Genomic DNA, 24515 nt, shown 5'->3' with positions numbered 1-24515 from the left:
CTTTCCTAAATGACTTGGGTGATCGTCTGCGTTGTCAGCGGCAGCAGGTTGGTGCTGCTCGGGTCGCGCACCTTGAGCAGGGCAACCTCCTGCAGTTGTCCGATCCGGTTCAGGCTGTCGGTCTGAAAGCGCAGCACGTCGTCCGCACTTGCCTCCGGCACAGGCTTATAGTGCAGTTCGATGCCGATACCGTGGCCGGCGTTGACCTCCTCGGGATAGAGCGCCAAGCCCATTTTCAGCCCTTCCCCCGGTCCGCTCAGCAATAGCCACTGCTGCTGCAACTTTTGTGTCCAGGGCTGCCAGTCGTTGCGTTGGGCATCAATCAACCAGTAGAGCGCGATTTTCACCTCCGCCCGGTCCAGCTCTTCGAAAGGGATGGCGGGCAGTTCGAACGTGAGTACATGACCTTTGGTCAGTGCCTCGATATCAACTCTGGGACGCGCTGTGATTCGTGCCAGCGCCAGATTGCTCTGCGGTAACGTGCGTGCCATCGGTTCCTGGCCCCAACGGCTCTGCTTGAACCACTGCATATAGGGCGTGAGGTGGTTATGGTTGATCCAGACCGTCGTCCCCAGCTGCACGGCGCTTACGGCGATGCCGATCAGGTTGAGGCGGGCGCCGAGCGAGAGCAGTCTCATCCCCTCCGTTGCCCAGATCGCCGCCTTGCTGCCCGGGCTGGCAAGGGTGACACGCATCACTGTGACCAGACTGCGCCCAAGGCCGTAGCCGTTCATCGCTGTCAGCGTTCCTTCGGTGCCGATCGCCATCCCGGCCTTAATCAGGGCCTGTCGATCGCCGCGTCGCAGGGCGTCCTGATAGGCCGCGTAGGCTTGCCACACTTTTATCCCCGATGACGCGAGTGAGAAAAAGTAAGCGGATCCTCCCAAGTAGGTCGCCATGCGCCCTAACTGAACGCCATAGACCAGTTTCTGCGTGGCGGAAGTGAACTCCTTGATTGCGTTCATATTGCGACCGGCCCATAGGCCATAGCCAGCGGCAAAGCTAGCACCCAATGCATTGGTGATATCTCGTACTACGTCCAATTTAGACGTTCTCGCGGTCAAACTATCATTCCCGAACTCGTTAAAAGTTCTTACCGCGATCCATATCTGACACACCGCAATGATCACCGCCAGCCCATCCAGCACGCCCGGTTGCAACAGGCGCTGATTCGGATTCACCCGTTCGCCGGTGCTGATTTTCTCCAGCTCCTGATGCTGATGTGGGGTCAGGCCCTGTATCCGGTAGCCGATTCGTCCGGCTTCGGTGCCAAAGGGACTCATGCCGGCAGCGATCTTCGGTTCCAGCTCACTCAGCCGTTGCTGATTGGCGCGAAACTCGCTCTCCATCTGCGCAATTCGCACGTCGATTCCACCTTCGCGTCGCAGTCGAATCTTGAGCTCCCTCAATCTGTTTTTCAGCCGTCGGTTGGTGTTTCTGATAGCGCCGGCTTCATCGACACGGTCCTTGAAGATCTTGACCTCGGCTTCTGTAGCCAACTCGATGGTGATGCCACTGCTGTCATACGCCTTAAGGATCGACAGCCACTCGGCATCCTTGAGATTGCGCAGTACGTTGGAGGGATCGAACTGGCGTTCGGTCGACAGCTCGCCAAGCAGTTTTTGCGCCTTTTCCGCCATGCCGACGGTGTTCGCCGGTGCATAGGCGGAGTCGTTGAGTTCGCTGAACGCGGACAGTTGCGCATCGAAGGCGATGATGTCGAACGTCGGTTGGAGCGTACGAACCAGGCTGTTGAGTTGAGCGCTGATATCGGCGAGCGCCTGTCGGGACTCATCGCGCTCAATCAGGTCGCCAACGCCCTTGAGCCGTTCCCCGATATCCTTGGTCGTCTTGTCCAGCTGTGCTTTCGGCAGGGTATAGAGCATCGAGTAGAGCACCCAGGGCATGCGGTTCAGGGTGTCAGCGACCTGCTGCGTGGCCTTGTCGCTGCGGCAGATATCCTTGATGCAGCCGTACTCCGCGGCCAGTGCCGCCTGGATCTGTTCGCTGCTGCTTGGGTCGAAGTACCAAGCGGCGGTGTAGAAGCGGCTGAACAGCGCGGTGCGATCGTCGCTGATGCTGTCGAGCAACCGGTGCCAGTGCTGAAGCTTTTTGCGCTCCTCGGCAAGGAAAGCTTCCATCGCTTCGCGATCAATCAGGTCTTCGATACCGTCAGTACCGGCATTGCCGCTCCAGAGCGCCTTCCACCATGAGACGCCTTCCGCTTGCTCCAAGAACCGATCCTTGATGGCAAACAGCGTACCCTCATGCTTGCTCATCAATTCGGGACCAAGCAGCCGTTCCATCTCGCGGAACTTTTCTCCCACCACCGGCCGGCTCATGTCGTCACTGTATTTATCCCAAGCCTCTATCCAGTCCTCCAGCGCCTGTTTCTGCCGGGCGTCGAGATCCTTGACGAACGATTGATCCCCCAACGCCAGGGCAAGTTTGTCGATACGATCAGGTGCCAGATCGAGCTGGGATTCGATATAGCAGCCCTCGACATATTTCTGGTGGCGGGTGTCATCGGATTGCCAGTCGCCTATCCACTCCACGACCTTGTCCTGGTAGGCGGCGAGATCACGCAGTACGCCGATGTCGTCTTCAAGTACCAGATAGAGGTGATCGTCAGGATGTGTCGATGCCTGTTGGCGGATCTGCTCGAAGCCGACATGCCGATACAGAGGTGTGTGCTCCCAGACGTAGGGGGTAACGTCATCGTTAGTTTTATTGTCGCCTTCGGCTTCGGCGACCTCGGCAATGACGTTCCGTGCTTGCTGTTCTGTAAGGAGGTCTTTGCCACCGCTGCTAGCGTTGATGGATGAAAGACTGACCCGCTGCATGAAGGCCTCCCGGTCGCGGGCGCTGCCGATCACCTGTGAACACTTCGCCGCCGTCCACTGCACCTCCGAGTAGGTGACATACAGTGTGGTGTTAGCCGGGAAAATCAGTTTCGCTTCACCGACTGAATGGGTGCGAATATCCGCGGCAACCTCTGCATCTTTCCACAGCAGCTTGCTTACCAAACCCTTCTCCACACGGTATTCGTGCATCAGCCATTGCTGGTCACCGTGAGACAACACCACATACAACCAACCATCCCTGAGAAGGCGTATCCCCAACGGTTTGGATTGGGTCTCATATGGAAGAACAACAGCCTGCTGCGACACGGGAGACTCGACCAAACCGTAACGCAGCGGTAGCAGCTGGATGGTCTTTTTCTTAAACGGGCACGGCTGGAGAGGATCTTTCACATCCCGTATTGAGGCGCTGAGGGCGGCAGCGATGGGGCCGCTGACGGACGTATTCATGTGTGCATTTCCTTATGCGTATAGCGTTCGGCAAGTATGGCAGCCTGTTCCAGGCGCTGACCGGGCGTACGTGCTGAGCGGGTTTCGATCAGGTCCTGAATGTCGGGGTAACGATCGGTGAAGGCGTCATCACCAAGCCAACCCAGGATGTTGAAGTAGATCAGCTGCTCCTGCAGGGTGGTGAAGCCCTTGTTGTAGGCTGTCTCTGCATGGTGTGCTATCCAACTCTCCGGTCTTGCAACCCTATCCAGACACTGGGGGAAATAGTGCCGCAGGTGCGCTTGAACCTCTTCCAGGCGATTACGCCAGCTGATTGCTCCGAAGCGTTGCCACTGATCGTCTGTCAGTTTGATAGGGTGCGATACGTCGAGTGCAAGGTCCGTTGGACGCTCAGCATATTGCCAGCCGTAACGGGTGGGCAGCCACCCAGTCTCAACGATCATCCAGAGGGCTGGAGTGCGGGTTTCCAGCAGAATATGTGCTACTTCGGAGTGCGCCATTTTGAGAAACACGTTGCTGCCCAGCGGTGACTCCACTTCGATGATCGCGCGAAACAATGACGCTACAGCCTCAAGCGTCTGGCTGGAGGCAAAAAGGTAGCCTGCCGTCGGCGCGTTCTGCTCAAGAAACCATTCTTTGACCGGCTCAGTGGCACGAATAACGCAGGGAGATACCTCCATCAGATGGTCGTAAGGGGCCTTGAGGTAGATGAACTCCATCTCCAGTTCACCCTCCAGCGCGTAGAGCTGTGGAGCAAGGTCTTCGATCTGCCCACCATCAACGATCAGGTATAGCTGCTGCGTGTGTGCCCGATCGAACGCTGGCACCGTACTGATAAGATTCCCTTCCATCAGACTGAACTCCATTACTTCGAGCTGTTTGCTGTATCACACACTTCGCATACGGGCTCTTTACCTTTCAACGCTTCAAGCTGTCGGCTTTTCAACAGTGGATCCATGGCGGTTTGGGAGGCCAGAATGTCCGCCACCTGAAGTTCGCCCGGTGTATCCGGTGCACCTACACCGTTGGGTAACAAGGCGGTCTGTCCGCCGTAACCAGCCCCTTTTCCCGGATTGCCGCCGGAGTTGAGATTAATCGCAGACCCAACCAGATGAACGCCGGCCGGGTCGATCTTGATAAAGCTACCACCAGCCTTTAGGGTGATTTCAGCCCCGGCCTCCAGCACGACTTTACTGCCCGCCTTGATATGAATCTCACTGCCACTGACCAGACTGGTTTTATTGCCGACCTTCTGATGCAGAGAGCTGTCGACTTCCACGCTGCGATTCTGTTTAACATGCAGGCGCTGTTCCCCGTCTACGCTGAGGTGGTCATTGCCCTGTACACGGCTGAACCGGTCGTGCTCAATATTCAGATGTTGGTCGTGACCGACACTGGTGCTGTGATCATGTTCGATACGCCCTTCATAATCTTTCTGCGCATGTAGATAGATCATCTCCCGGCTGGCCTGATCTTCGAAGCTCAGCTCGTTAAACCCCTGTCCTCCATGGGTTTCGGTGCGAATGACGGTTTTGGTTTTGTGCTCCGGCAATGGATAGGGTGGCCGGTTGGCCGCATGGTAAACGCGGCCGGTCACAATCGGCTGGTCCGGATCGCCATTCAGAAAAGAGACAATCACCTCATGCCCTATCCGCGGGATCGCCATGGTGCCGTACTGCGCACCTGCCCATCCCTGTGAAACACGCACCCAGCAGCTGGAACGATCATCTCCGTTGCTGTAGCGATCCCAGTGAAAATGAACCTTGACCCGACCATGCTCATCGCAGTGGATCTCTTCACCCGGCGGCCCCACAACCACGGCAACACACGGCCCATCGACCTGAGGCCTGGGTTGTGGACACCCCTGCCAGCGACGATGAGCCGGAATCAGCGTAAAACGGTTGGTATAGCGGGTCATGCCTTGTCCGCCCGCCTCTTCCAGCGCTTGGTGCTGGCTCCCCTGATGTTCGATAAACACCACCAGCCAATCACGATTAGCTGCGGTATCAGGGTGATCCGCCAGCTTAAAGCGCGTGCCGGCCCGCACATTCGGTGCATTGCTTTTGCCAAGCGCAGTTTCGGACTCGCGGCGCAGATACTCGAGGCGGATACGGCTAAACACCTTGCCACTGACATCCTGCTTGTAACGACCGGGGTAATCATAATGTTCATAGCGATCAGCAATCTGATAGTCGATCTCGCTGGCATGAGCCGTGTGTAAAAAGCGGTAGGCCGGCTTTTTGAAACTGTAATCCTTGAGCTGACTATGGCTGACGTCTGCGCGGGAGTTGCGGGTCAGAGCACTGACATATGGCCGGTCATCGCTACCACCGGGTTGCGCGTTATAGGCGAGGGGGTGTGCCAACAACGGCAGACCTGCACTGTCATCTGTAAACACCAGTGTGTGACTGTCGCCCCGATGCTCAAATGCGTAGATGATCCCCTCTTCCGCGATCAGCCGGTGCAGGAAATCCAAGTCGGTCTCCCGATACTGCACACAGAATTCACGCGGGGAGCCTTCGCGTTTCAGGGCAAACGCATAGTCTTCGATCCCCATTTCCTGCAACAGTATGGAGACGATCTCAGGTACGTTCTTGTGCTGGAACGTTCGGCTGTTTTGCCTCAGGGAGAGCCGCTCAAGAGCCGGCACCAGCTCCAGGGCGTAAAAGGTATGGGCATGCCCGCTATCACCGCGGCTGAAACTGCGTGCAATTCCGTTTACCCGCTGAACCTCATGTCCATCACTCAGCATCAGCAGACTGACACGTTTGTCGACGACATCATCGGGCTTGATATCAGCGCGTCGGCTGGCCAGGTCGATCTGATAATAAAAGCCATGGCACGGACGCCTGATATCCAGCGGTTCACTGGATAGCGACTCCCACCCCTTGTACTCACGCAGGATCAGAGCGTCGTCCGGTAATCCATCGACGCGTATTTCAAAGCTCAATCTTGCCATCGAACCTCCCTGTCATCTGGCAAAACGACCAAACCCCGATACCTGTTCAGATACCGGGGTCAGGTGAATCTGGCGCCTATCAGGCCTCGATCGGCTTACGCCAGTCGTCCGAACCCGAGGTACCGGCGCTGACATGGTCCCAATCGATCTTGCGATACGCCATGGAAACCTCGATCAACTGCGTGAAATCCGCTTTTGCCGGATCCTGGCAGTGCGGCATGTTGCAGTTGATATCGACGATAGTGGCGCCTTCCAGACTGGTGGTGAAGAAGTGTTCCTGCTTGCCTTCGATGGAGGTGCGATACCACTTCAACTCAACCTTGGTCAGCTTCTCGCCGGAGGAGAGCGCGTTGTACAACAGCGGAACCGCCTTGTTCAGCGCTACGGTGAACTTGAACGGCTTGTGGACGCGCTGCCCAGAAGGCATACCGGATTGAGGATCGGTGGGCACGGTGACGACATGGTTGAACTCCTGTACCAGCATCTGGTCTTCGTGTCCCTCAACGAAGATGTCACCCACGGATTCAGCGGTGAAGGCGCCAGCAGTGATGTGGCCCTGAGTCTGACCTTCGATAGAGATATAACAGGGTGTAGGCATTGAAAAATTCCTTTTCCGATATGGATGTGATCGAGGTTTGCATCCCCAAACCCCGCCCCTGTTAAAGCAAGGGGCATGCCAGACCACAAAGCATTGTTTCTAAAGCGGTTTCTATCACATACGATTTCATCGAGCAAAATCTTGCCCGAGATTGAGCAAGATATTGCCCAGCGGGCAAAAAATTGCCCGGGCCATCCGGTTACCCTCAAGAGGATACCGTCAACGCATCTATTCCTGTACTCCCAGGACTATCAGTTCTGACTAAACAGCTTATCCAACTGGCCAACGTAGGGCCGCACGGCACGCCTGTCGGCCTCGGGCACCTTGGATAGCGCCTTGGCAACCACCAGTGCCTGCTGCAATTGTGCACGCTGCTGGGCAGGCAGTGTCTGCAACAGCAGCTCCTGTTCCGGGCCGCCCTGTGCGGCCAGCGCCAGCATCTGCGGACTTTCGGCCGAGACTTTCACCGCGCCGTAGGCCAGCACGATCTGATCGCCGGTGTGGGCCCAGCTGTCGGCGCTGGTAAACCCCTGCGTCAGCACACTCTTCTCCAGACGCGCAAAGTAAGCCGGTTCATCCCGCTTCAGCGCGCGGATTGCACGCTGATGGGGATCAAAGGCTTCACCGGCGCGCGGCATGATCTGGCGCGCCAGCAGATCCTGCTTGCCCTCTGCCTTTAGCTGATCACCCATTGCTCTTACCTCGGCAAGGCTGGCGATATAGGCTTCGATACGGGCCGGTGCCAGTTCAGCCAGTGCACTCATGGAGGTCAGGCACAACACACCCACCAACACCACTCGGGACAACACCCCACCACTGCTCTTCAACATGATTCTTCCCCCTTCCGGTATGGCGACATTCTATCCCGCCGTTCGATACTGAGACAGCGGCACCCCTTAAGCGATCCCTGAAAAATACTCTCGCTGAAAAAGAAAACCCCGACACGCAGGCCGGGGTTTGGGGGAGAAAAAGCTCGGTGAGGGCCCGGTTCAGCTCATCGCCAACCAGTTCACCGGGTGCTGGAAATCAACCGCCATGGCGATGCTCAAGGCGGTAATGGTGACGATGGAGAAGGCGAAAACGCCCCGCGCCCATCCGCGATCATCCATCTCGACACGCCAGCCTCGAAGCGCCATGGCCAACCACCAGACACTGGTGACCGCCGCAACGCCCAGATAGCCGTACCCCACATAACCGCCGATGGCGAGCATCAGCGTCGCCAGCGCAAAGGCGATGATGTAGAGCACGATCTGACGCTTGGTGCGCATGACACCGCTGACCACCGGCAGTACCGGTATGTTGGCGGCGGCATAATCGCGGTAGCGATAGATCGCAATGGCGTACGAGTGCGGCATCTGCCAGAGACAGAACATCAGCAGCAGAATGGCAGCGCCGGCGTCAAAACGGCCGGTGACAGCGCAGTAGCCCACCACCGGCGGGACGGCCCCCGAGAGGCTACCGACCAGCGTGCCGTACACCGAGCTGCGCTTCATCCACAGGCTGTAGACGCCGACATAGATGACATACCCGAAAGCCGCGAAAAACAGCGTGACCGCGTTGGTCCACACCGCCAGCAGCGAGAACCCGGCCAACCCGAGCAGCACGCCGTGTATCAGCGCGGCGCGCACCGAGATCACACCGGTTACGGTGACACGGTTGCAGGTACGCTCCATGCGACCATCAATATCCCGGTCGATACAGTTATTCAGGGCGCAGCCCGAGGCAACCACCAACGACAACCCGAGCAGCGTGGCCAGCAGCAACACGCCGTCCACCTCGCCCTGGGCGGCGAGCAGAAAACCGCCCGCCGCCGCAATCAGGTTGCCAAAGATAATGCCGGGCTTGACCACCAGCAGGTAGCGTTTGAGCTTCAGCATGGCGATCACATCATCATGTCGTTGGATGCGTAAATGATCCACAGCGACAGCCCCACCACCATCACGATCACCAGTCCGGTAAAAAGGAAGGTGAAGGTGTTCGGCCGTCCTTCCACCGAGAAGTCCAGATGCAGGAAATACTTCAGGTGAACGATTATCTGCACCACCGCCAGCAGGCTGATGCTCCAGAAAATCAGCTTCGGATCGAACCCGCCGACCATCACCATGCCGAACGGCACCACGGTAAGGATCACTGACAGTACGAAGCCGATCAGGTAGGACTTCACCGAGCCGTGATAACCACTGCCATGAGCATCATGATTGGAATGTTCCATTACATCGCCCCCATCAGATAAACCACGGTGAACACACAGATCCAGACCACATCGAGGAAGTGCCAGAACAGACTCAGGCAGCCCAGACGGGTCAGCGTCTTACCGCCAAGTCCGCGTTTGGACACCTCCAGCATCATCACCGCCATCCAGATCAGACCCGCGGTTACATGCAGACCGTGCATGCCGACCAGCGAGAAGAACGCGGTCAGGAAGGCGCTGCGCTGAGGACCTGCACCCTCGGCGATCAGGTGAGCAAATTCGTTCACCTCCATGCCGATGAACACAGCGCCCAGGGCAAAGGTCACGGCAAGCCAGAACTGCGTCGCGCCGCGGCGACCGGCATGGGCGTTGATCATGGAAAAGCCGTAGGTGATGCTCGAGAACAGCAGTGCGAAGGTTTCCACCAGCACATAATCCAGCTCGAACAGCTCCTTCGGTGTCGGCCCGCCATCGGTGGCGAAGTAGAGCACGCCGTAGGTGGCAAACACGGATGCAAACAGCAGGCAGTCGGTCATCAGGTAGAGCCAGAAACCGAACAGGGTGTTACCGCCGCTGTCGTGGTGCGCCTCCTCGTGGTAGGGGTAGGCGTCTGTCGGGAAAGTTACTTGTGTTGTCATGGATTACGCCGTCCTCGCTAACTGTTCATCGGAAACACCTTCGATCACCTCGATCTCTTCCGGCTGCACGTAGTAGTCGGTGTCATCGTCATAGGCACGAAGCAGCAATGTCGCGATGGTTGCAAGGAAGCCGGCACCGGCCAGCCACCAGATATGCCAGATCAGGGCAAAGCCCATCAGGGTGATGAATCCGGCCATGAATACACCGGCTGCGGTATTGCGCGGCATATGGATCGGGGCGTAGAACGCAGGCTTGCGACCGGCGTACCCCTTCTCCTTAGCGGTGGTGAAGGCATCCAGACCCTCTACGGCAGGCAGCGCACAGAAGTTGTAGAACGGCGGCGGAGAGGTAGTCGACCACTCAAGGGTATGGCCATTCCACGGATCGCCTTCGGCGGCATTCTGCTCGCGGTCACGGATACTGACGTAGAGTTGCACCACCTGGCACAGGATACCGGCCAGAATCAGCACGGCACCCACGGCGGCGATGTACAGCCAGAGATCCCAGTTCGGGTTGTTGGTCTGGTTAAGACGACGGGTCATGCCCAGGAAGCCCAGCACGTAAAGCGGCATAAAGGCGACGTAGAAGCCGACCTGCCAGAACCAGAACGATGCCTTACCCCAGCCCTCATGCAGCTTGAAGCCGGTCGCTTTCGGGAACCAATAGGCAAAGCCTGCCAGATACCCGAATACGGCACCGCCGATGATGGTGTTGTGGAAGTGCGCAATCAGGAACAGGCTGTTATGCAGCACAAAGTCCGCCCCCGGCACGGCCAGCAGTACACCGGTCATACCGCCAATGGTAAAGGTGACCATGAAGCCCAGCGTCCACAGCACCGGCGTGGTGAAGCGCAGGCGGCCGCGATAGATGGTGAACAGCCAGTTGAACAGTTTCACCCCTGTCGGTACCGAGATAATCATGGTCGCCACGCCGAAGAAGGCGTTGACGTTGGCGCTGGAGCCCATGGTGAAAAAGTGGTGCAGCCAGACGATAAAGCCCAGTACGGAGATAACACCGCTGGCCCAGACCATCGATGTGTAGCCAAACAGGCGCTTGCCGGTAAAGGTGGAGATCACCTCGGAGAAAATGCCGAATGCCGGCAGGATCAGGATGTATACCTCGGGGTGGCCCCAGGCCCAGAACAGGTTGATATACATCATCGCGTTACCACCGCCTTCATTGGTGAAGAAGTGGAAGTCCAGGTAACGGTCGAGAGTCAGCATCGCCAATACGGCGGTCAGGATCGGGAACGAGGCCACAATCAGGATATTGGCCCAGGTGCAGGCCCAGGTGAACACCGGCATCTCCATCAGCTTCATGCTCGGCGTGCGCATCTTGAACACGGTCACCAGGAAGTTGACACCGGTGAGCAGCGTACCAAGCCCCGAGATCTGCAGTGCCCAGATGTAGTAATCGACACCGACACCGGGACTGTACGAGAGCTCCGACAGCGGCGGATAAGCGACCCACCCGGTACGCGCAAACTCACCCACACCCAATGAGATGTTGACCAGGATGGCGCCACCGGCGGCAAGCCAGAAACTGAAATTGTTGAGAAACGGGAACGCCACGTCGCGCGCGCCGATCTGCAGCGGCAGGACGATGTTCATCAGACCGATCATGAACGGCATCGCCATGAAGATAATCATGATCATGCCATGGGCGGTAAAGATCTGGTCGTAGTGCTCCGGCGGTAGGTAGCCCGGCGCCCCGTCGGTTGCCATGGCCAGCTGGGTGCGCATCATGATCGCATCGGCAAAGCCGCGGACCAACATCACCAACGCCAGAATGATATACATGATACCCAGGCGTTTATGGTCGACAGAGGTGATCCATTCGCGCCAGAGATAGCCCCAATTACGGGTTTTCGTGAGGTAGTAAGCGATGAAGGCAGCCACTATACCCACCACGGCCAGCGTGATCATGATGATCGGCTCGTGAAAGGGAATGGCGTCGAGCGTCAGTTTTCCGAACATGATTACTCCTTGGCCAGACTGTGTTCCAGCGCACCGTGCTCGGCGTCGAACTGGCTCATCTGCTGGTCGTGGTGGTGGCGCATGTACTGCTTCAGAACGGTGTCGAACAGCCCTTCGGACACATGTGCATAGTGTTCGATCGGGTGGTTCTCCGAACGCTGGGCCAGCACTTTGTAGCTCTGCTGATCCAAGGTTTTGTCGCCGGCGCGCACCTGTTCTACCCAGGTATCGAAGTCCGCTTCGGAGGCCGTTGCACGGGCCTTGAACGACATACCGGTAAAGCCGCCGCCGCTGTAGTTGGCAGAGAAACCGTCATAGACGCCCGGTTCGTCAGCGATCAGATGGAGTTTTGTTTCCATGCCCGCCATGGAGTAGATCTGGCTACCCAACTGGGGGATGAAGAAGGAGTTCATCACAGAGTCGGAGGTGATCTTGAAACGCACCTGACGGTGAGCGGGGAACACCAGCTCGTTGACGGTGGCGATCTTCCGCTCCGGGTAGATGAACAGCCATTTCCAGTCCAGCGATACCACCTCTACGGTGATCGGGTCGGCTTCGCCGGCCAGCGGCTGGTAGGGATCCAGTTCATGGGTGGTGCGCCACGTGATGACGCCGAGGATAGAGACGATCAGGCAGGGCACCAGCCATACCACCAGCTCGATCCGGTTGGAGTGCGCCCACTTGGGCGTATAGGTTGCGCGCGTATTGCTTGCCCGGTATCGCCAGGCAAAGTACAGGGTCAGCACAATGACGGGAATCACCACAATCAGCATCAGCAACGTGGCTGTGATGATCAGCGATTTTTCGTCGGCGGCCACCTGCCCTTTTGGAGCCAGAATGCCCTCCTTGCAACCGGTGAGCAGTGCCACCAGCAACAACGAGATTCCGCCTCGCAAGAGAGAGAAAGCTCTGTCTTTCATCTTAAACCTTCAACGTGAAAGGGGCTGAAACGAGCAGGAGCCGTCCCGGGCCGAAACCTCATGCAGGTCGTGGGGTCTCACGACTGCATGAACCCTGGCCGGGATAGCTCCCGGAATGACGCGAAGCGCCGTATTGCGGAAATGGATCAATGCAGGAAAGGCCGGTCGATAGCGCCCGGGCAGGCTCGGTCCCTTGCGAGGACGGGTGCATGAAAGATGAACCGGCAGAGAGGCAATGAGCCGGAACGTCCAACGCCTGCGGGTCAGGTCGACGACTTCAAAACATTGACCCAGATCAACAATGCGCGAACGCTACAGCAGTGGACCTGCAAACCGAACGAAACCCTTTGTTGCGAAAACAGCAACAAAGGATTGGCATTGGCTCACAAGCCCTTATTTTTCAAACAATTAAAATCCCAGCCCGACTTTGTACAAATATTTATCGAAACTGAGTGTTCGATAAATTATCTGAATATAAAGCAACCACCTATAACCCACTGAAATAACCTCAGAACACCCAGTGCTAACGGATTACACCTTTGGCCCTGAGCGCCTCAAGCCGATCGCACTGCTCCGGCAATAACCTCTCGATCACCTGATCGGTATGTTCGCCAAAACGCGGAGGTGCGGTACCAGCGTTCTGCGCACGATTGTCGAACCGCACCGGGTTGCTCACCAGATTGACCTCTCCAGCCTCTTCGTGCGGCAACGTGATCTTCATGCCGCGATGACACACCTGTGGATCATCAAATACCTGCTCAATCGAGTTGATGGGGCCACAAGGCACCCCCTCCTGCTCTAGCGACTCAAGCCAGAACGCAGACGTCTGTTCGGCAATCAGACGTTCAAGCTTCGGCACCAACTCAGCGCGGTGCTCCACCCGGGCACGATTGGTGGCGTATCGCTCGTCATCGGCCAGTGAGGCTACACCCGCTACGTTACAGAAGCGCCGGAACTGGCCATCGTTGCCCACGGCCAGGATGATATGGCCATCGGCGGTGGCAAACGCCTGATAGGGCACGATATTGGGGTGGGCATTGCCCATGCGCCCAGGAGAGCGTCCCGAGGTCAGGTAGTTCATCGCCTGATTGGCCAACATGGCAAGCTGCACATCAAGCAGCGCAAGATCGATATGAGCGCCCTCCCCTGTGCGATCCCGCCCGATCAAGGCGGACAGAATGGAGGTTGCTGCATACATGCCCGTGAACAGGTCCGTGACCGCCACCCCCACTTTGACAGGCCCGCCGCCGGGCTCGGAATCCGGCTTACCGGTGATGCCCATCAAACCGCCCATACCCTGCAGCAGGAAGTCATAACCGGCGCGGTTGGCATAGGGCCCATCCTGGCCAAAACCGGTAATCGAGCAGTAGATCAGGTCAGGCTTCACCGCCTTGAGGCTTTCATAGTCCAGCCCATAGCGCTTGAGCCCGCCGACTTTGAAGTTTTCCAGCACCACGTCGCTCTTGCGTGCAAGATCGAGAATCAGCGCCTGCCCTTCGGGCTGCGCCATGTCGATCGCCACCGACTGTTTGCCGCGATTGGCCGCCAAATAGTAGGCCGCCTCCTGTGTATCACCCAGGTAGGGCGGTCCCCAGCCGCGGGTGTCATCCCCGCGCACCGGGTGTTCGATCTTGATCACCTCGGCGCCTAGATCCGCCAGATGTTGGGTGCACCAGGGACCGGCAAGAATACGTGACAGATCGAGCACGCGGATTCCGCTTAATGGCTTGTCCATCCTGAACCTCCAAAGCCGCAAACGGCGCCCGTGGGCGCCGCTGGTCGATCAACAGAATGCCTGAATACCGGTCTGGGCCCGCCCCAGAATCAGTGCATGCACATCGTGCGTACCCTCGTAGGTGTTCACCGATTCCAGATTGACCATGTGGCGCATGACGCCGAACTCGTCTGCCACGCCATTACCGCCATGCATGTCGCGGGCGATCCGTGCAATCTCCAGCGCCTTGCCGCAGTTGTTGCGTTTGATCAGCGAAACCATCTCCGGAGCCCAGTTACCGCTGTCCATCAGACGGCCAACCTGAAGCACCGCCTGCAGACCCAGCGTAATCTCCGTCTGCATGTTGGCCAGCTTGAGCTGAATCAGCTGGTTGGCTGCCAGCGGGCGACCGAACTGCTTTCGATCAAGGGTGTACTGACGAGCCGCGTGCCAGCAGAACTCGGCGGCACCGAGTACACCCCAGGCGATACCGAAGCGCGCCTTGTTCAGGCAACCGAACGGGCCGGCCAAGCCGCTGGCATTGGGCAGCAGGTTTTCCTCAGGCACAAAGGCTTCATCGAGTACGATCTCACCGGTGATGGACGCTCTCAGACTGAGCTTGCCTTCGATCTTGGGTGTGGAGAACCCTTTGGTGCCACGCTCGACGATGAAGCCGCGAATTTTGCCTTCGTGCGCTTCGGATTTCGCCCAGACCACCGCGATATCGGCTATCGGGCTGTTGGTTATCCACATCTTCTGACCATTGAGTAGATAACCGCCATCCACTTTCTTGGCTCGGGTGATCATCGAGCCCGGATCCGAACCATGATCCGGCTCGGTCAGACCGAAGCAGCCAACGATCTCGCCACTGGCCAGACGCGGCAGGAATTTGCGCTTCTGCTCCTCGGAGCCGTAGGCTTCGATCGGGTACATCACCAGAGAGGACTGGACGCTCATCGCGGAACGGTAACCGGAATCGACCCGCTCAACCTCGCGGGCGATCAGGCCATAAGCCACGTGGCTAAGGCCAGCACCGCCGTACTCCTCCGCCACAGTGGCGCCGAGCAGGCCCATCTCGCCCATCTCGTTCATAATCTCGCGATCGAAACGCTCCTCTCGATAGGCACTCAGCACCCGCGGCTGAAGTTCGTTTTGGCAGTAAGCACGCGCGGCATCGCTGATCTGACGTTCTTCTTCGGTCAACTGTTGCTCGAACAGTAGCGGGTCTTCCCAGTTGAAACGTGAAGCGTGCGACATTTTTCTAGTCTCCCTGAACCTTGAGTCTCGAACGGTTGATGGGTATCGGCGACTGCATGCGATACGTATTTGTGATATTTATACTAATAAATATAATAGTTCAACCGACATCGCCATCGGCGTTGATCTATGGCAGGATGTCGCTCCCCACAGACGCCACGAAACCGCCATGCAGGACAAAGAGCTCGTCAGCCCCAAACGGATCAAGCGCGCCGACCAGATCGTCGAATCGATCAAGCGCTGGGTGGCCATCAACGGCAAACAGCCGGGTGAACGACTACCCAACGAACGGGAGCTGATGGAGCAGTTCGACTGCTCGAAAGGGACTGTACGAGAGGCGTTGAAGTCGCTTGAGGTACAGGGGCTGATCTCGATCCGCACCGGCCCCAACGGCGGCGCCGTTCTGGAGCGGGTGCCCTACGAAAAGGCCAGCCAGCTGCTGCGCAACTTTCTGCATTTTGAGCAGCCCTCAGGCCCTGAGATCTATGCCCTACGTACGTTGATCGAGCCAGAGATAGCGGCACTGGCCACCCCCAATCTCAATGACGAGGATCTGGATAGGTTATCGGCACTGGTCAAGCAGTGCGAAGTACCGCCGCAGACCTTCGAAGAGCGCATGGCGCAGCGTATTGCCGAGCTTGAGTTTCATGTGGTGCTGGCCAGTCGCTGCGGTAACGCCATGCTGGCATTCATCGGCCGCTTCGTGAACGACATGATCCGCGATCTGGTGATCTTCAAAAAGTCAGCACTACCGGAGCAGCACGAGTTTTCCTGCGCCAATCTGGAGTATCACCAGCGACTGCTGGAGGCCTTTTATGACCGGGATGCCGAGCGCGCCCGCACCCTTATGCTCGACCATATGCACTCGGCCGAACACTTCAATCGGGAGCTAGAAGGCCAGCTTCACCAGCACTTCCTGACGCCTCGTTAAGACGGGAGTGCGGCGACGGGCAACCCGCCACCGCACCTGTATCGCGTATCAGCGCTGAACGAACACCGAGCAACTGGCGTCCATCATCACCTTGCGCGTATTGGAGCCCAGGAAATAGCGCTCCAGAGGCTTCTTGCACGCGGCCATGATGATCAGGTCGGCCTTGATCGCCTTCGCCTTCTTGATGATCTCGTCATGCACCACGCCACGGCGCGAGTAAACATGCCCGCGCTGCTCCTTGGGCACCTCGGCTTCAAACAGCGCCTTCACCTGCTTCAGGATCGCCTGCTCGATCTCCGTGGGTCTATCAGACGAGGTTGCCGCCAGCACATGATGCACGTAGTTCTGGTTGACGTAGATTGTCGAGATGGTGCCGCCGTCTGCCAGCAGTCGCTGCGCCGCCTTGACCTGGGCATCGAACAGATCAGCATGATCGGGATCCATCGGTATCAGAATATTGCTGTACATCGCCTCACCCCATGATCTTGTTCGGTAGCCAGAGCACAATCTCCGGCACCAGCATGCAGAGAATCAACACCGCCGCCTTGATGCAGATGAATGGCAGCACCGAACGGTAGATGTCGGACATGGTCACCCCCGGCGGCGCAATCCCCTTGAGGTAGAACAGCGCAAAGCCGTAAGGCGGCGTCTGAACCGCGATCTCGATGTTGAGAATCATCAGAATGCCGAACCAGATCGGGTCATAGCCCAGCGATACCGCGATGGGTGTGAACAGCGGCGCGCACATCAGGACGATAATGAACTCGTCGATGATGAAACCGAGCAGAATCATGATCACTTGCATCATGATGATCACGCCCAGCGGCGGCAGACCAAGGTCCTCGGTAAAGGAGGCCACCATATCCTGCACGCCCATCAACAGATGGAAGTTGCTGAACAGGGTCGCGCCGAAGATGATCCACATCGCCACGCTGATCAGCAGCGAGGTTTCGAAACCGGCGGCCTGGAACATCGACAGTTTGAAGCGCTTGAACAGGATCGCCAGGATGATCGCCCCCATGACGCCGATGGCGCCGGACTCCGTGGGTGTGGCGATACCGGAGATGATGCTGCCCAGTACGGCAAAGATCAGCAGTACCGAAAACAGGCCATCACGCAGTGTTATCACTTTCTGTCGCGGCGTCATCACCGCTTCGTCGCCGGTGCCCATCGGCGCGCGTTCCGGGTTCAACCGGCAGCTGATGATCACATAGAGCGCCAGCGAGACCACTGAAATCAGCGCCGGCACCAGCGCGGCGATAAACATGCGACCGACCGAGTTCTGAGTGGCAGAGGCAAACATGATCATCGGGACGCTCGGCGGGATCAGAATACCCAGGCCACCCCCGGCCATAATCACCCCCAGCGCCAGACGGCGATCATAACCACGCTCCAGCATCGGTTTCAGCGCGATACTGCCGGAGGTCATGATACCGGCACCGATGATACCGACCATGGCGCCGATCATTGAGCAGACGCCGATCACGCTGATCGCCAGCGAACCGCGCACCCTGCCGATAATCAGCTGACTGGCATTGAACATCGCATCCCCGATACCGGAGCGGGTCAGCAGCTGCCCCATGTAGATATAGAGCGGAATCGCCAACAGGATAAAACTGAAATAGGTGGAGTCGATGGTGGACGGGATAATGTTAAAGATCCCCTCGCCCCAGGTCAGATAACCGATCGCCATCGCGATGCCGCCAAGGGCAAGCCCCACAGGCGCGCCAAAGGCAAACGCCACCAACAGGCAGACCAGCAATACAGCGGTCAGCAGCTCAATACTCATCATTGTTGCTCTCCCGCTCTTCAAACAGCTCGCGACCGCTGATCAGCGCGTAGATATCCTCCAGCCACTGTGCCAGCAGCTGCACCGCCATCAGACCGGCCGCAGTCATCATCATCACCCAGAAGTGATGCATGTGCGGGGCCCACTCGCTCTGGCGGCGGTAGTTGAACTTAAGTGCCTCTATCAGCTTGTCGACGCTGATATCGATCAGCACCAGCATGAAATAGATCGCCAGCGCATAGGTCACCAGATTGAACAGGCGCCGGGTACGTGCCGACACTTTCAGATAGAGAATGTCGACGTTGATATGCGCCTGCTTTTGCTGGGCATAGGCACCGCCCAGTGCAGCGATATAGGCAAAAAGAAACAGCGACAGGTCATAGGCCCAGATGGTCGGCTGGTTCAGCACATAGCGCGCAAATACCTCGAAAGCGACGACAAACGCCAGCAGCGGTACCAGGTAGGAGACCGAGCGACCGACGAAGCGGACGACGAACTGCACGCTCAGGCAGTAGGCTCTGAACAGTGTTGCTACCATAATGAACTTCCTGAAAAAGGATCAGCCCACGCCGATACGGATCGGGCGCACTCCGGCGCCCGCAGAATCAGGGTGAGCTGAAGAGGGGCAGATTCAATCCGCCCCGGTAACAGCGTTGGCTCAGTTGGCGTCCTTCTTGAGCACGTCGATCAGGCGAGCGCTGAAATCGCTCTCTTTCGCGTAGTCATCCCACAGTCCTGCGCCAGCGGTTTTCCAGGCTTCGCGGTCAGCTGCGCTCGGCTCCGGGCTCCACTGCAGACCCTTCGCTTCCATATCGGCGATAGCCTGAGCTTCCCAGGCACGGGATTTGGTCAGCTGATCCTTGGCATGCACGACGGTTGCAGCACTTACGATCGCCTGCAGATCTGCCGGCAGCGCATCCCAGGCTTTCTGGTTCACGATAACCGGCAGCACCTGCGCACCGGCCAGCGGCAGGCGGTACATGTACTTGGCCACTTCGACATGGTTGCCGTCGCGATGGTCGATCAGGTTGGAGCCGATAGAGCCATCAATAACGCCGGTCGACAGTGCGGTGTAGATCTCGCTCCAGGTCAGGTTGACAGGAGAAGCACCGAGGTTACGCAGGAACTTACCGTAGGCACCCGGCGCACGTATTTTCAGACCTTTGAAGTCTTCAACGGAGTTGATCGGCTCTTTGGTGATGATGTAGACAGGCGGCTGGATGTACGGATCGAGATACTTGATCCCGTGTGCGGCATAAGCCTCAGAGAGCACATCACCAAAACCTTTCTCGTAGAACAGGTCCATCAGCTCGGCGGGGTTGTCGGTGCCGCCGGGCAGACCGACCTCGATGATACCCTCGGACATCTCTCCGGCATGCATCGGCTGGAACGGAGCACCCATGGTGATCAGGCCGTTTTTCACCGCACCGAAGATACCGTTGGTGCTGATACCTTCACCGGCATACATCATTTTTACCGCGATACGTCCACCAGACATCGTCTCGATGTTATCGGCCAGACTCTGATACACCTCGCCAAAGGCGGTACCACGGCTATACAGGTTGGCAAAACGCCAGTTGAATTCGGCAGCGACCGCATTGGCTGTTGCGCCTGCAGTCAGCGTCAGCGCCACGGCTCCAGTCGCAATTCGACGGGACATTTTGCTCAGCATTCTTTTCATATTGTCTTGTCTCCCCTCGCATAGTTATCTGGCCGGCTAATTTGTTTGGTTTTTGGCAGCGGAGCAGTTTTTTCCGCTACAGCCGGTGATGCGACTATCGCAAAGGGGCACAAGTGGTTAAACGCTGTACGCCTTACGTTCACTTTGAGGGCTATCAAACTAAATCAATATCCCCAGAGGGGTATTTTGCGTGCATCAATCCGGACTCTCTTATCCGAAAAACGCACTAATTCGGCACACAGCAAACGGGATCATCGGAACCGGCTGAAACCGGTATAGGAAGGGACTTACGCTGACGGCAACCGCCGACATCCGCATACAAAAAGGGTCGAGAACCGGCCATCGGCGTCTTGGATCAATCTCGGCGCACCAAAATAGCACAAAATATTCCGCGGGCTGAACAGCTGTTTTTTATTGCTTACAAAAAGTCATATGAAAAATATTTTTGAAGATTTCACAAAAAGACAGAACAAATCACTTAGAAAGGGAGGCTAAAGGCGTGCAGGGAGGTCACTGCCGCCACCCTTGAAAGGGGCAGCGACAGCCAGAGAGCAGAATCAGATACCGCCCATGCAGAGATACTTGATCTCCAGGTAGTCGTCGATACCGTGCTTGGAACCTTCGCGGCCGGTGCCGGATTCTTTCACACCACCGAACGGGGCGACCTCATTGGAGATGATCCCCTCGTTGATGCCGACCATACCGTATTCCAGCCCCTCGGCCACACGCCAGCAACGGCCGATGTCACGGGAGTAGAAATAAGCGGCCAGACCGAACGGAGTGTTATTGGCGCGCTCGATCACCTCTTCCTCTTCATCAAAGACGAAGATGGTCGAGATCGGGCCGAACAACTCCTGGTTGGCAATCGCCATCGTTTCGCTGACACCGCCAAGCAGCGTCGGCTGATAGAACAGTTCACCCTGATCGGAACGCTGACCACCGAGCAGCAGTTCGGCACCCTCGCCGACCGCGTCCTTGACCACCTGATCGACGCGATCGATCGCCTTGCGGTTGATCAACGGACCCACTTCGGTTCCTTCCTGATCACCGGCACCGACTTTCAGCCCGGCTACCGCCGCTTTGAACTTGCCAATAAAGGCGTCCATCACACTGCGCTGGACGTAAACACGGTTGGTGCAGACACAGGTCTGACCGGCATTACGGTATTTGGAGATCAGCAGGCCCTTGATCGCCGCATCCAGATCGGCATCGTCAAAGATGATAAACGGCGCGTTACCGCCAAGTTCCAGCGATACCTTCTTAACCGTGTCGGCCGCCTGATGCAGGATGTGCTTGCCGACCGGAGTAGAGCCGGTGAACGAAACCTTGCGTACCAGCGGATGCGAGGTAAGCGTGTCACCCACCGCCACCGGGTTGGCCGTGGTCACGATATTGATGACACCTGCCGGGAAGCCTGCTTCTTCAGCCAGTGCGGCCAGCGCCAGCGCGCACAGAGGCGTATCTTCTGCTGGCTTTAGCACCACGGTGCAGCCCGCCGCCAGTGCCGGTGAGATCTTGCGGGTAATCATCGCCACCGGGAAGTTCCAAGGCGTGATCGCGGCCACGACACCCACCGGCTGGCGGATGGTCACCAAACGCGAGGTCGGGGACGGCGACGGGATGTGCTCGCCATAGGCGCGCTTGGCCTCTTCACCGAACCATTCAACAAATGAGGCGCCATAGGCCACTTCGCCACGGGCTTCCGCCAGCGGTTTGCCCTGCTCGGCAGTCAGCAGCTGAGCGAGGGCTTCCTGATTGTCCAAGATCAGCTCATACCAGCGCTTAAGCAGCTGGGCACGCGACTTAGCCGTGGTTTTCTTCCAGCCGATAAAGGCACGATCCGCCGCCTCGACCGCCGCGCTTGCCTCTTCGGCGCTCATATCCGGCACATCGGCCAGATGCTCGCCGGTAGCAGGATTGGTAACTGACAGCGTCTTGCCGGAGGCCGCGCTGACCCACTGGCCATCAACATAAGCCTGGGTACGGATAATGGTGCTCTGCATACTCTTCTCTCAGCGGGTTGATTCGATTGTCCCGAACGGGTCGCGTTGGGCAGCCCAAATGGCTGCGAGTGACCGGCAGTCTAGCACCGCTATCTGCCGGTTCGGTTGACCGCCTGTAAACGTTAAGTTTCATCCACCTCAAACTATAGACGCTTGCAAGAGGTCACAGGCGATCTCAGGCCAGATCGAACTGGGCACTGGCCTCGGCGATGATATAGCGCCCAATCGGCAATGCCGATGTGGCCGCCGGCGAAGGCGCGTTGCAGACATTGATAGTGCGCGCGGTCTTCACAAACAGGAAGTCATCCACCAGTTTGCCATCGCGGGATACCGCTTGAGCACGCACGCCGGCCGGATAGGGTGTCAGGTCCGCCTTAGTCAGACTCGGACAGTATTTCTGCACCTCTTTAAGATAGCCGCCCTTGAACAGCGAGTTTTTCAGCTCGATCAGTCCGGGCTTCAGGTTCTTCTGCAAAACCTTGCGAATACCGGGGTACGCCAATGTCTCGATGCTGTCTTTGAGCGAGATATCGGTCTTGTTATAGCCTTCACGCTTCCAGGCCAGTACCGCATTAGGCCCCACAGTCACGGTGCCATCGATCATCCGCGTCAGATGTACGCCGAGGAACGGCATTGAGGGATCGGGAATCGGGTAGATCAGGTGATTCACGATCTGGTTGTGCTCGGCAGGCAACAGATAATACTCACCCCGGAAAGGACAGATCCGGAACTCCGGCTCAAGCCCCAGCATGCTCACCACCCTGTCGGCCATTAGCCCTGAGCAGGAGATCAGATAGCGGGCTTCGACTTCACCGCTGCTGGTGTGTGCCCTCACCTCGCTGGCACTCTCGTACAACGCCGTGACTTCTGTCGAGTACCGCACCTCGCCGCCGGCCTCGACAAAACGTCGGGCCATCGCCTCGGTCACCTCTTTGTAGTTGACGATGCCACTGGAGGGGACAAAGATGCCGCCAATACCGGTGATATTAGGTTCGCGCTCGCGCAGCTCGTCGGCCGACAGCCAGTAGCGCTCCAGACCATTGGCTTCGGTACGCTCCCAAAGCGCTTTCATGCGCTCCATCTCCAACGCGTTGGTGGCCACCAACAGCTTACCGCACTCGTCGTAACGGATGCCGTTTTCCTGGCAGAACTCTTTGGTATTGCGGTTACCTTCCAGGCAGAACTTCGCCTTCAGGCTGCCCGGGGTGTAATAGACACCGGCATGAATGACACCGGAGTTGTGCCCGGTCTGATGATGGGCAGGCCCAGACTCCTTCTCGAGCACCACGACCTTTTTATCCGGGAAACGCCCCAAAAGCTGCATGGCGGTGGACATGCCGACGATACCGCCGCCGATAATGAGAAAATCGTACATTCTGACCTCTGTGTGACAGAAAAAACCACCGGCTTAATGGCCGGTGGTTTCTGATGATATCCTGAGTTTGGCGCAAGTGTGACCCGCCAACTTACTGTTTCGGGTTGCGCAGAGTCTTCGCGCGGGTGAAGTAGCCACGCTGACGCATCAGCTCACGGCGCAGTCCCGGGTGCGCGGTAAATTTGTCACGACCATGTAACCAGAAGTGGTTATTGATCAGCAGGAAGCTGCCCACCGGCACCGGCACCGACAGAATCGCCTTGCTGCCCTCAAGTGACTCGGACAGGTCTGTAAGCCAGTTACCCTCTTCGTCGTCCTTGGGCTGCACGAACTGGTCGATGTAGGACATGATTGGCTTGCCGCTGCGATCGATATCGAAAACCGAGTGAAATACATCCTGACGGGTGTTTTTGCTCGGCGGCGCCGCCCAGCGCATCTCGCGATAGGCAATAGGATCACGGCTGAAACGCTCGAGATCTTCCCAGTCGTCCAGGTGCAGCAGCAACGAGTTTCCGCCGACCATGTTCTGCTCGTCGATCTTGAGCATCAGCACGTAATCGGTGTCCTGCTCGACAAAGGTACCGTCATTGTGCAACTCCATCACACGGTGGGCCTGACGCAGATAGCTATCGGAGTTGTCGTCGTTCTGCACCACGAAGCGGGCATAGTACTGGCCACTCATCGCATCGAAGTTGGAGCGGCCAAACAGATGTGCCACTGCCGTGGTGAAGCGCACCATATCCTCGGCCTGATCAACGCTGTCCAGTCCTTCCGGCGTGATCAGCAACGCACCGGTATTACGGTCCACCAGCGTACTCACCAGCAGCGACTGAAGTTTGTTGCCGCACAGATCATCCAGAACCTTGCCGACGCGGAAACGCAGCATCGACTTGTACTCCAGCGCCTGCACAGGCCATTCGGCAATGGCGTTGAGGAATGCCGATACCACCTCGCGCTCGAAACGCAGCTCCAGCAAACGTGGGTTGATGGCGGAGGGCGAAAGGCTAAAGCCACAGCTATCGGCGGTTTCGATCTTTTCGGCTACGAGGGACATTGCTCTACCTCTTGAAGTTGGGTTGCTGTCGTTATGGGCTACTATCTAGATATTTGCTTAATATTTACGTTTAATAAAAATATCTACATTTTTAAATAACGTCAACAAAACTTCTCT

At 57.6% G+C, this 24515-nt stretch carries 20 protein-coding genes; 1 reads left to right on the top strand and 19 read right to left on the bottom strand.

Features of this window, described 5'->3' with window-relative positions; all coding sequences use genetic code 11:
- Window positions 1-5: 5 nt before the first annotated feature.
- The 12 genes from ADIMK_RS05545 to ADIMK_RS05485 all read right to left on the bottom strand — a co-directional run bounded on the left by ADIMK_RS05545 (window position 6) and on the right by ADIMK_RS05485 (window position 15565).
- The gene (locus tag ADIMK_RS05545; RefSeq protein ID WP_036184735.1) at window positions 6-3311 is read right to left on the bottom strand and encodes a toxin VasX; all 3306 of its coding nucleotides are present in this window, start codon (window positions 3309-3311) and stop codon (window positions 6-8) included.
- Entirely contained in the window at window positions 3308-4162 is an 855-nt protein-coding gene (locus ADIMK_RS05540) for a DUF4123 domain-containing protein (protein WP_197027483.1), read from the bottom strand. Before ADIMK_RS05540 ends, ADIMK_RS05545 begins: the two co-directional genes overlap by 4 nt.
- Before the next feature lie 14 nt (window positions 4163-4176).
- Complete coding sequence (locus ADIMK_RS05535; RefSeq protein ID WP_036184731.1) at window positions 4177-6270, bottom strand: type VI secretion system Vgr family protein; 2094 nt, start codon at window positions 6268-6270, stop codon at window positions 4177-4179.
- 79 nt (window positions 6271-6349) lie between these two features.
- Entirely contained in the window at window positions 6350-6868 is a 519-nt protein-coding gene (locus ADIMK_RS05530; protein ID WP_036184727.1) for an Hcp family type VI secretion system effector, read from the bottom strand.
- A 251-nt stretch (window positions 6869-7119) separates the two neighbouring features.
- Window positions 7120-7698, bottom strand: a complete 579-nt coding sequence (locus ADIMK_RS05525) for a hypothetical protein (RefSeq protein WP_036184726.1) — start codon at window positions 7696-7698, stop codon at window positions 7120-7122.
- Window positions 7699-7857: 159 nt separating this feature from the next.
- Window positions 7858-8745 carry a heme o synthase gene (gene cyoE / locus ADIMK_RS05520; protein ID WP_255344268.1) on the bottom strand — a complete coding sequence of 296 codons (888 nt, stop codon included), beginning with the start codon at window positions 8743-8745 and terminating at the stop codon, window positions 7858-7860.
- Window positions 8746-8750: 5 nt separating this feature from the next.
- Window positions 8751-9080: a cytochrome o ubiquinol oxidase subunit IV gene (gene cyoD / locus ADIMK_RS05515; RefSeq protein ID WP_036184725.1), complete on the bottom strand. Its 330-nt coding sequence runs from the start codon at window positions 9078-9080 to the stop codon at window positions 8751-8753.
- On the bottom strand, window positions 9080-9697 hold the full coding sequence (gene cyoC / locus ADIMK_RS05510) for a cytochrome o ubiquinol oxidase subunit III (protein ID WP_036184723.1): 618 nt from the start codon (window positions 9695-9697) through the stop codon (window positions 9080-9082). Before cyoC ends, cyoD begins: the two co-directional genes overlap by 1 nt.
- Before the next feature lie 3 nt (window positions 9698-9700).
- Entirely contained in the window at window positions 9701-11674 is a 1974-nt protein-coding gene (gene cyoB / locus ADIMK_RS05505; protein WP_036184722.1) for a cytochrome o ubiquinol oxidase subunit I, read from the bottom strand.
- 2 nt (window positions 11675-11676) lie between these two features.
- Window positions 11677-12594 carry a ubiquinol oxidase subunit II gene (gene cyoA, locus ADIMK_RS05500; RefSeq protein ID WP_051692509.1) on the bottom strand — a complete coding sequence of 306 codons (918 nt, stop codon included), beginning with the start codon at window positions 12592-12594 and terminating at the stop codon, window positions 11677-11679.
- 523 nt (window positions 12595-13117) lie between these two features.
- Complete coding sequence (locus tag ADIMK_RS05490) at window positions 13118-14329, bottom strand: CaiB/BaiF CoA transferase family protein (RefSeq protein WP_036184720.1); 1212 nt, start codon at window positions 14327-14329, stop codon at window positions 13118-13120.
- A gap of 48 nt (window positions 14330-14377) precedes the next feature.
- Window positions 14378-15565 carry an acyl-CoA dehydrogenase gene (locus tag ADIMK_RS05485; protein ID WP_036184718.1) on the bottom strand — a complete coding sequence of 396 codons (1188 nt, stop codon included), beginning with the start codon at window positions 15563-15565 and terminating at the stop codon, window positions 14378-14380.
- 169 nt (window positions 15566-15734) lie between these two features.
- Here ADIMK_RS05485 and ADIMK_RS05480 point away from each other — a divergent pair, with 169 nt between their 5' ends.
- Window positions 15735-16496 carry a FadR/GntR family transcriptional regulator gene (locus tag ADIMK_RS05480; protein WP_036184715.1) on the top strand — a complete coding sequence of 254 codons (762 nt, stop codon included), beginning with the start codon at window positions 15735-15737 and terminating at the stop codon, window positions 16494-16496.
- 48 nt (window positions 16497-16544) lie between these two features.
- Here ADIMK_RS05480 and ADIMK_RS05475 read toward each other — a convergent pair whose 3' ends face one another.
- The 7 genes from ADIMK_RS05475 to glaH form a co-directional block, all read right to left on the bottom strand.
- Window positions 16545-16964: a universal stress protein gene (locus tag ADIMK_RS05475; RefSeq protein ID WP_036184691.1), complete on the bottom strand. Its 420-nt coding sequence runs from the start codon at window positions 16962-16964 to the stop codon at window positions 16545-16547.
- 4 nt (window positions 16965-16968) lie between these two features.
- Entirely contained in the window at window positions 16969-18285 is a 1317-nt protein-coding gene (locus ADIMK_RS05470; protein ID WP_036185284.1) for a TRAP transporter large permease, read from the bottom strand.
- Window positions 18275-18823 carry a TRAP transporter small permease subunit gene (locus tag ADIMK_RS05465; protein ID WP_036184688.1) on the bottom strand — a complete coding sequence of 183 codons (549 nt, stop codon included), beginning with the start codon at window positions 18821-18823 and terminating at the stop codon, window positions 18275-18277. The genes ADIMK_RS05470 and ADIMK_RS05465 overlap by 11 nt, the downstream gene beginning before the upstream one ends.
- Before the next feature lie 120 nt (window positions 18824-18943).
- A complete protein-coding gene (locus tag ADIMK_RS05460; RefSeq protein ID WP_036185282.1) occupies window positions 18944-19957 on the bottom strand; it encodes a TRAP transporter substrate-binding protein in 1014 nt (337 codons plus the stop codon).
- Between the two features lie 566 nt (window positions 19958-20523).
- Entirely contained in the window at window positions 20524-21969 is a 1446-nt protein-coding gene (locus ADIMK_RS05455) for an NAD-dependent succinate-semialdehyde dehydrogenase (protein WP_036184680.1), read from the bottom strand.
- A gap of 175 nt (window positions 21970-22144) precedes the next feature.
- Window positions 22145-23344, bottom strand: coding sequence for an L-2-hydroxyglutarate dehydrogenase (gene lhgO, locus ADIMK_RS05450; protein ID WP_036184677.1), 1200 nt, complete (start codon window positions 23342-23344; stop codon window positions 22145-22147).
- Between the two features lie 91 nt (window positions 23345-23435).
- Complete coding sequence (gene glaH / locus ADIMK_RS05445; protein WP_051692507.1) at window positions 23436-24398, bottom strand: glutarate dioxygenase GlaH; 963 nt, start codon at window positions 24396-24398, stop codon at window positions 23436-23438.
- Between the last annotated feature and the right edge of the window lie 117 nt (window positions 24399-24515).

The organism is Marinobacterium lacunae (genome assembly GCF_000705555.1).
GTDB lineage: Bacteria > Pseudomonadota > Gammaproteobacteria > Pseudomonadales > Balneatricaceae > Marinobacterium_D > Marinobacterium_D lacunae.
The sequence above is the reverse complement of the archived record's forward strand: the minus strand, read 5'-3'. Positions and strand labels throughout refer to the sequence as shown.

What these genes read in the sequence shown, in the direction of transcription:
- ADIMK_RS05545 (WP_036184735.1), bottom strand. Translation starts at nt 3,311, where the DNA reads ATGAATACGTCCGTCAGCGGCCCCATCGCTGCCGCCCTCAGCGCCTCA.
- ADIMK_RS05540 (WP_197027483.1), bottom strand. Translation starts at nt 4,162, where the DNA reads ATGGAAGGGAATCTTATCAGTACGGTGCCAGCGTTCGATCGGGCACAC.
- ADIMK_RS05535 (WP_036184731.1), bottom strand. Translation starts at nt 6,270, where the DNA reads ATGGCAAGATTGAGCTTTGAAATACGCGTCGATGGATTACCGGACGAC.
- ADIMK_RS05530 (WP_036184727.1), bottom strand. Translation starts at nt 6,868, where the DNA reads ATGCCTACACCCTGTTATATCTCTATCGAAGGTCAGACTCAGGGCCAC.
- ADIMK_RS05525 (WP_036184726.1), bottom strand. Translation starts at nt 7,698, where the DNA reads ATGTTGAAGAGCAGTGGTGGGGTGTTGTCCCGAGTGGTGTTGGTGGGT.
- cyoE (WP_255344268.1), bottom strand. Translation starts at nt 8,745, where the DNA reads ATGCTGAAGCTCAAACGCTACCTGCTGGTGGTCAAGCCCGGCATTATC.
- cyoD (WP_036184725.1), bottom strand. Translation starts at nt 9,080, where the DNA reads ATGGAACATTCCAATCATGATGCTCATGGCAGTGGTTATCACGGCTCG.
- cyoC (WP_036184723.1), bottom strand. Translation starts at nt 9,697, where the DNA reads ATGACAACACAAGTAACTTTCCCGACAGACGCCTACCCCTACCACGAG.
- cyoB (WP_036184722.1), bottom strand. Translation starts at nt 11,674, where the DNA reads ATGTTCGGAAAACTGACGCTCGACGCCATTCCCTTTCACGAGCCGATC.
- cyoA (WP_051692509.1), bottom strand. Translation starts at nt 12,594, where the DNA reads ATGAAAGACAGAGCTTTCTCTCTCTTGCGAGGCGGAATCTCGTTGTTG.
- ADIMK_RS05490 (WP_036184720.1), bottom strand. Translation starts at nt 14,329, where the DNA reads ATGGACAAGCCATTAAGCGGAATCCGCGTGCTCGATCTGTCACGTATT.
- ADIMK_RS05485 (WP_036184718.1), bottom strand. Translation starts at nt 15,565, where the DNA reads ATGTCGCACGCTTCACGTTTCAACTGGGAAGACCCGCTACTGTTCGAG.
- ADIMK_RS05480 (WP_036184715.1), top strand. Translation starts at nt 15,735, where the DNA reads ATGCAGGACAAAGAGCTCGTCAGCCCCAAACGGATCAAGCGCGCCGAC.
- ADIMK_RS05475 (WP_036184691.1), bottom strand. Translation starts at nt 16,964, where the DNA reads ATGTACAGCAATATTCTGATACCGATGGATCCCGATCATGCTGATCTG.
- ADIMK_RS05470 (WP_036185284.1), bottom strand. Translation starts at nt 18,285, where the DNA reads ATGAGTATTGAGCTGCTGACCGCTGTATTGCTGGTCTGCCTGTTGGTG.
- ADIMK_RS05465 (WP_036184688.1), bottom strand. Translation starts at nt 18,823, where the DNA reads ATGGTAGCAACACTGTTCAGAGCCTACTGCCTGAGCGTGCAGTTCGTC.
- ADIMK_RS05460 (WP_036185282.1), bottom strand. Translation starts at nt 19,957, where the DNA reads ATGCTGAGCAAAATGTCCCGTCGAATTGCGACTGGAGCCGTGGCGCTG.
- ADIMK_RS05455 (WP_036184680.1), bottom strand. Translation starts at nt 21,969, where the DNA reads ATGCAGAGCACCATTATCCGTACCCAGGCTTATGTTGATGGCCAGTGG.
- lhgO (WP_036184677.1), bottom strand. Translation starts at nt 23,344, where the DNA reads ATGTACGATTTTCTCATTATCGGCGGCGGTATCGTCGGCATGTCCACC.
- glaH (WP_051692507.1), bottom strand. Translation starts at nt 24,398, where the DNA reads ATGTCCCTCGTAGCCGAAAAGATCGAAACCGCCGATAGCTGTGGCTTT.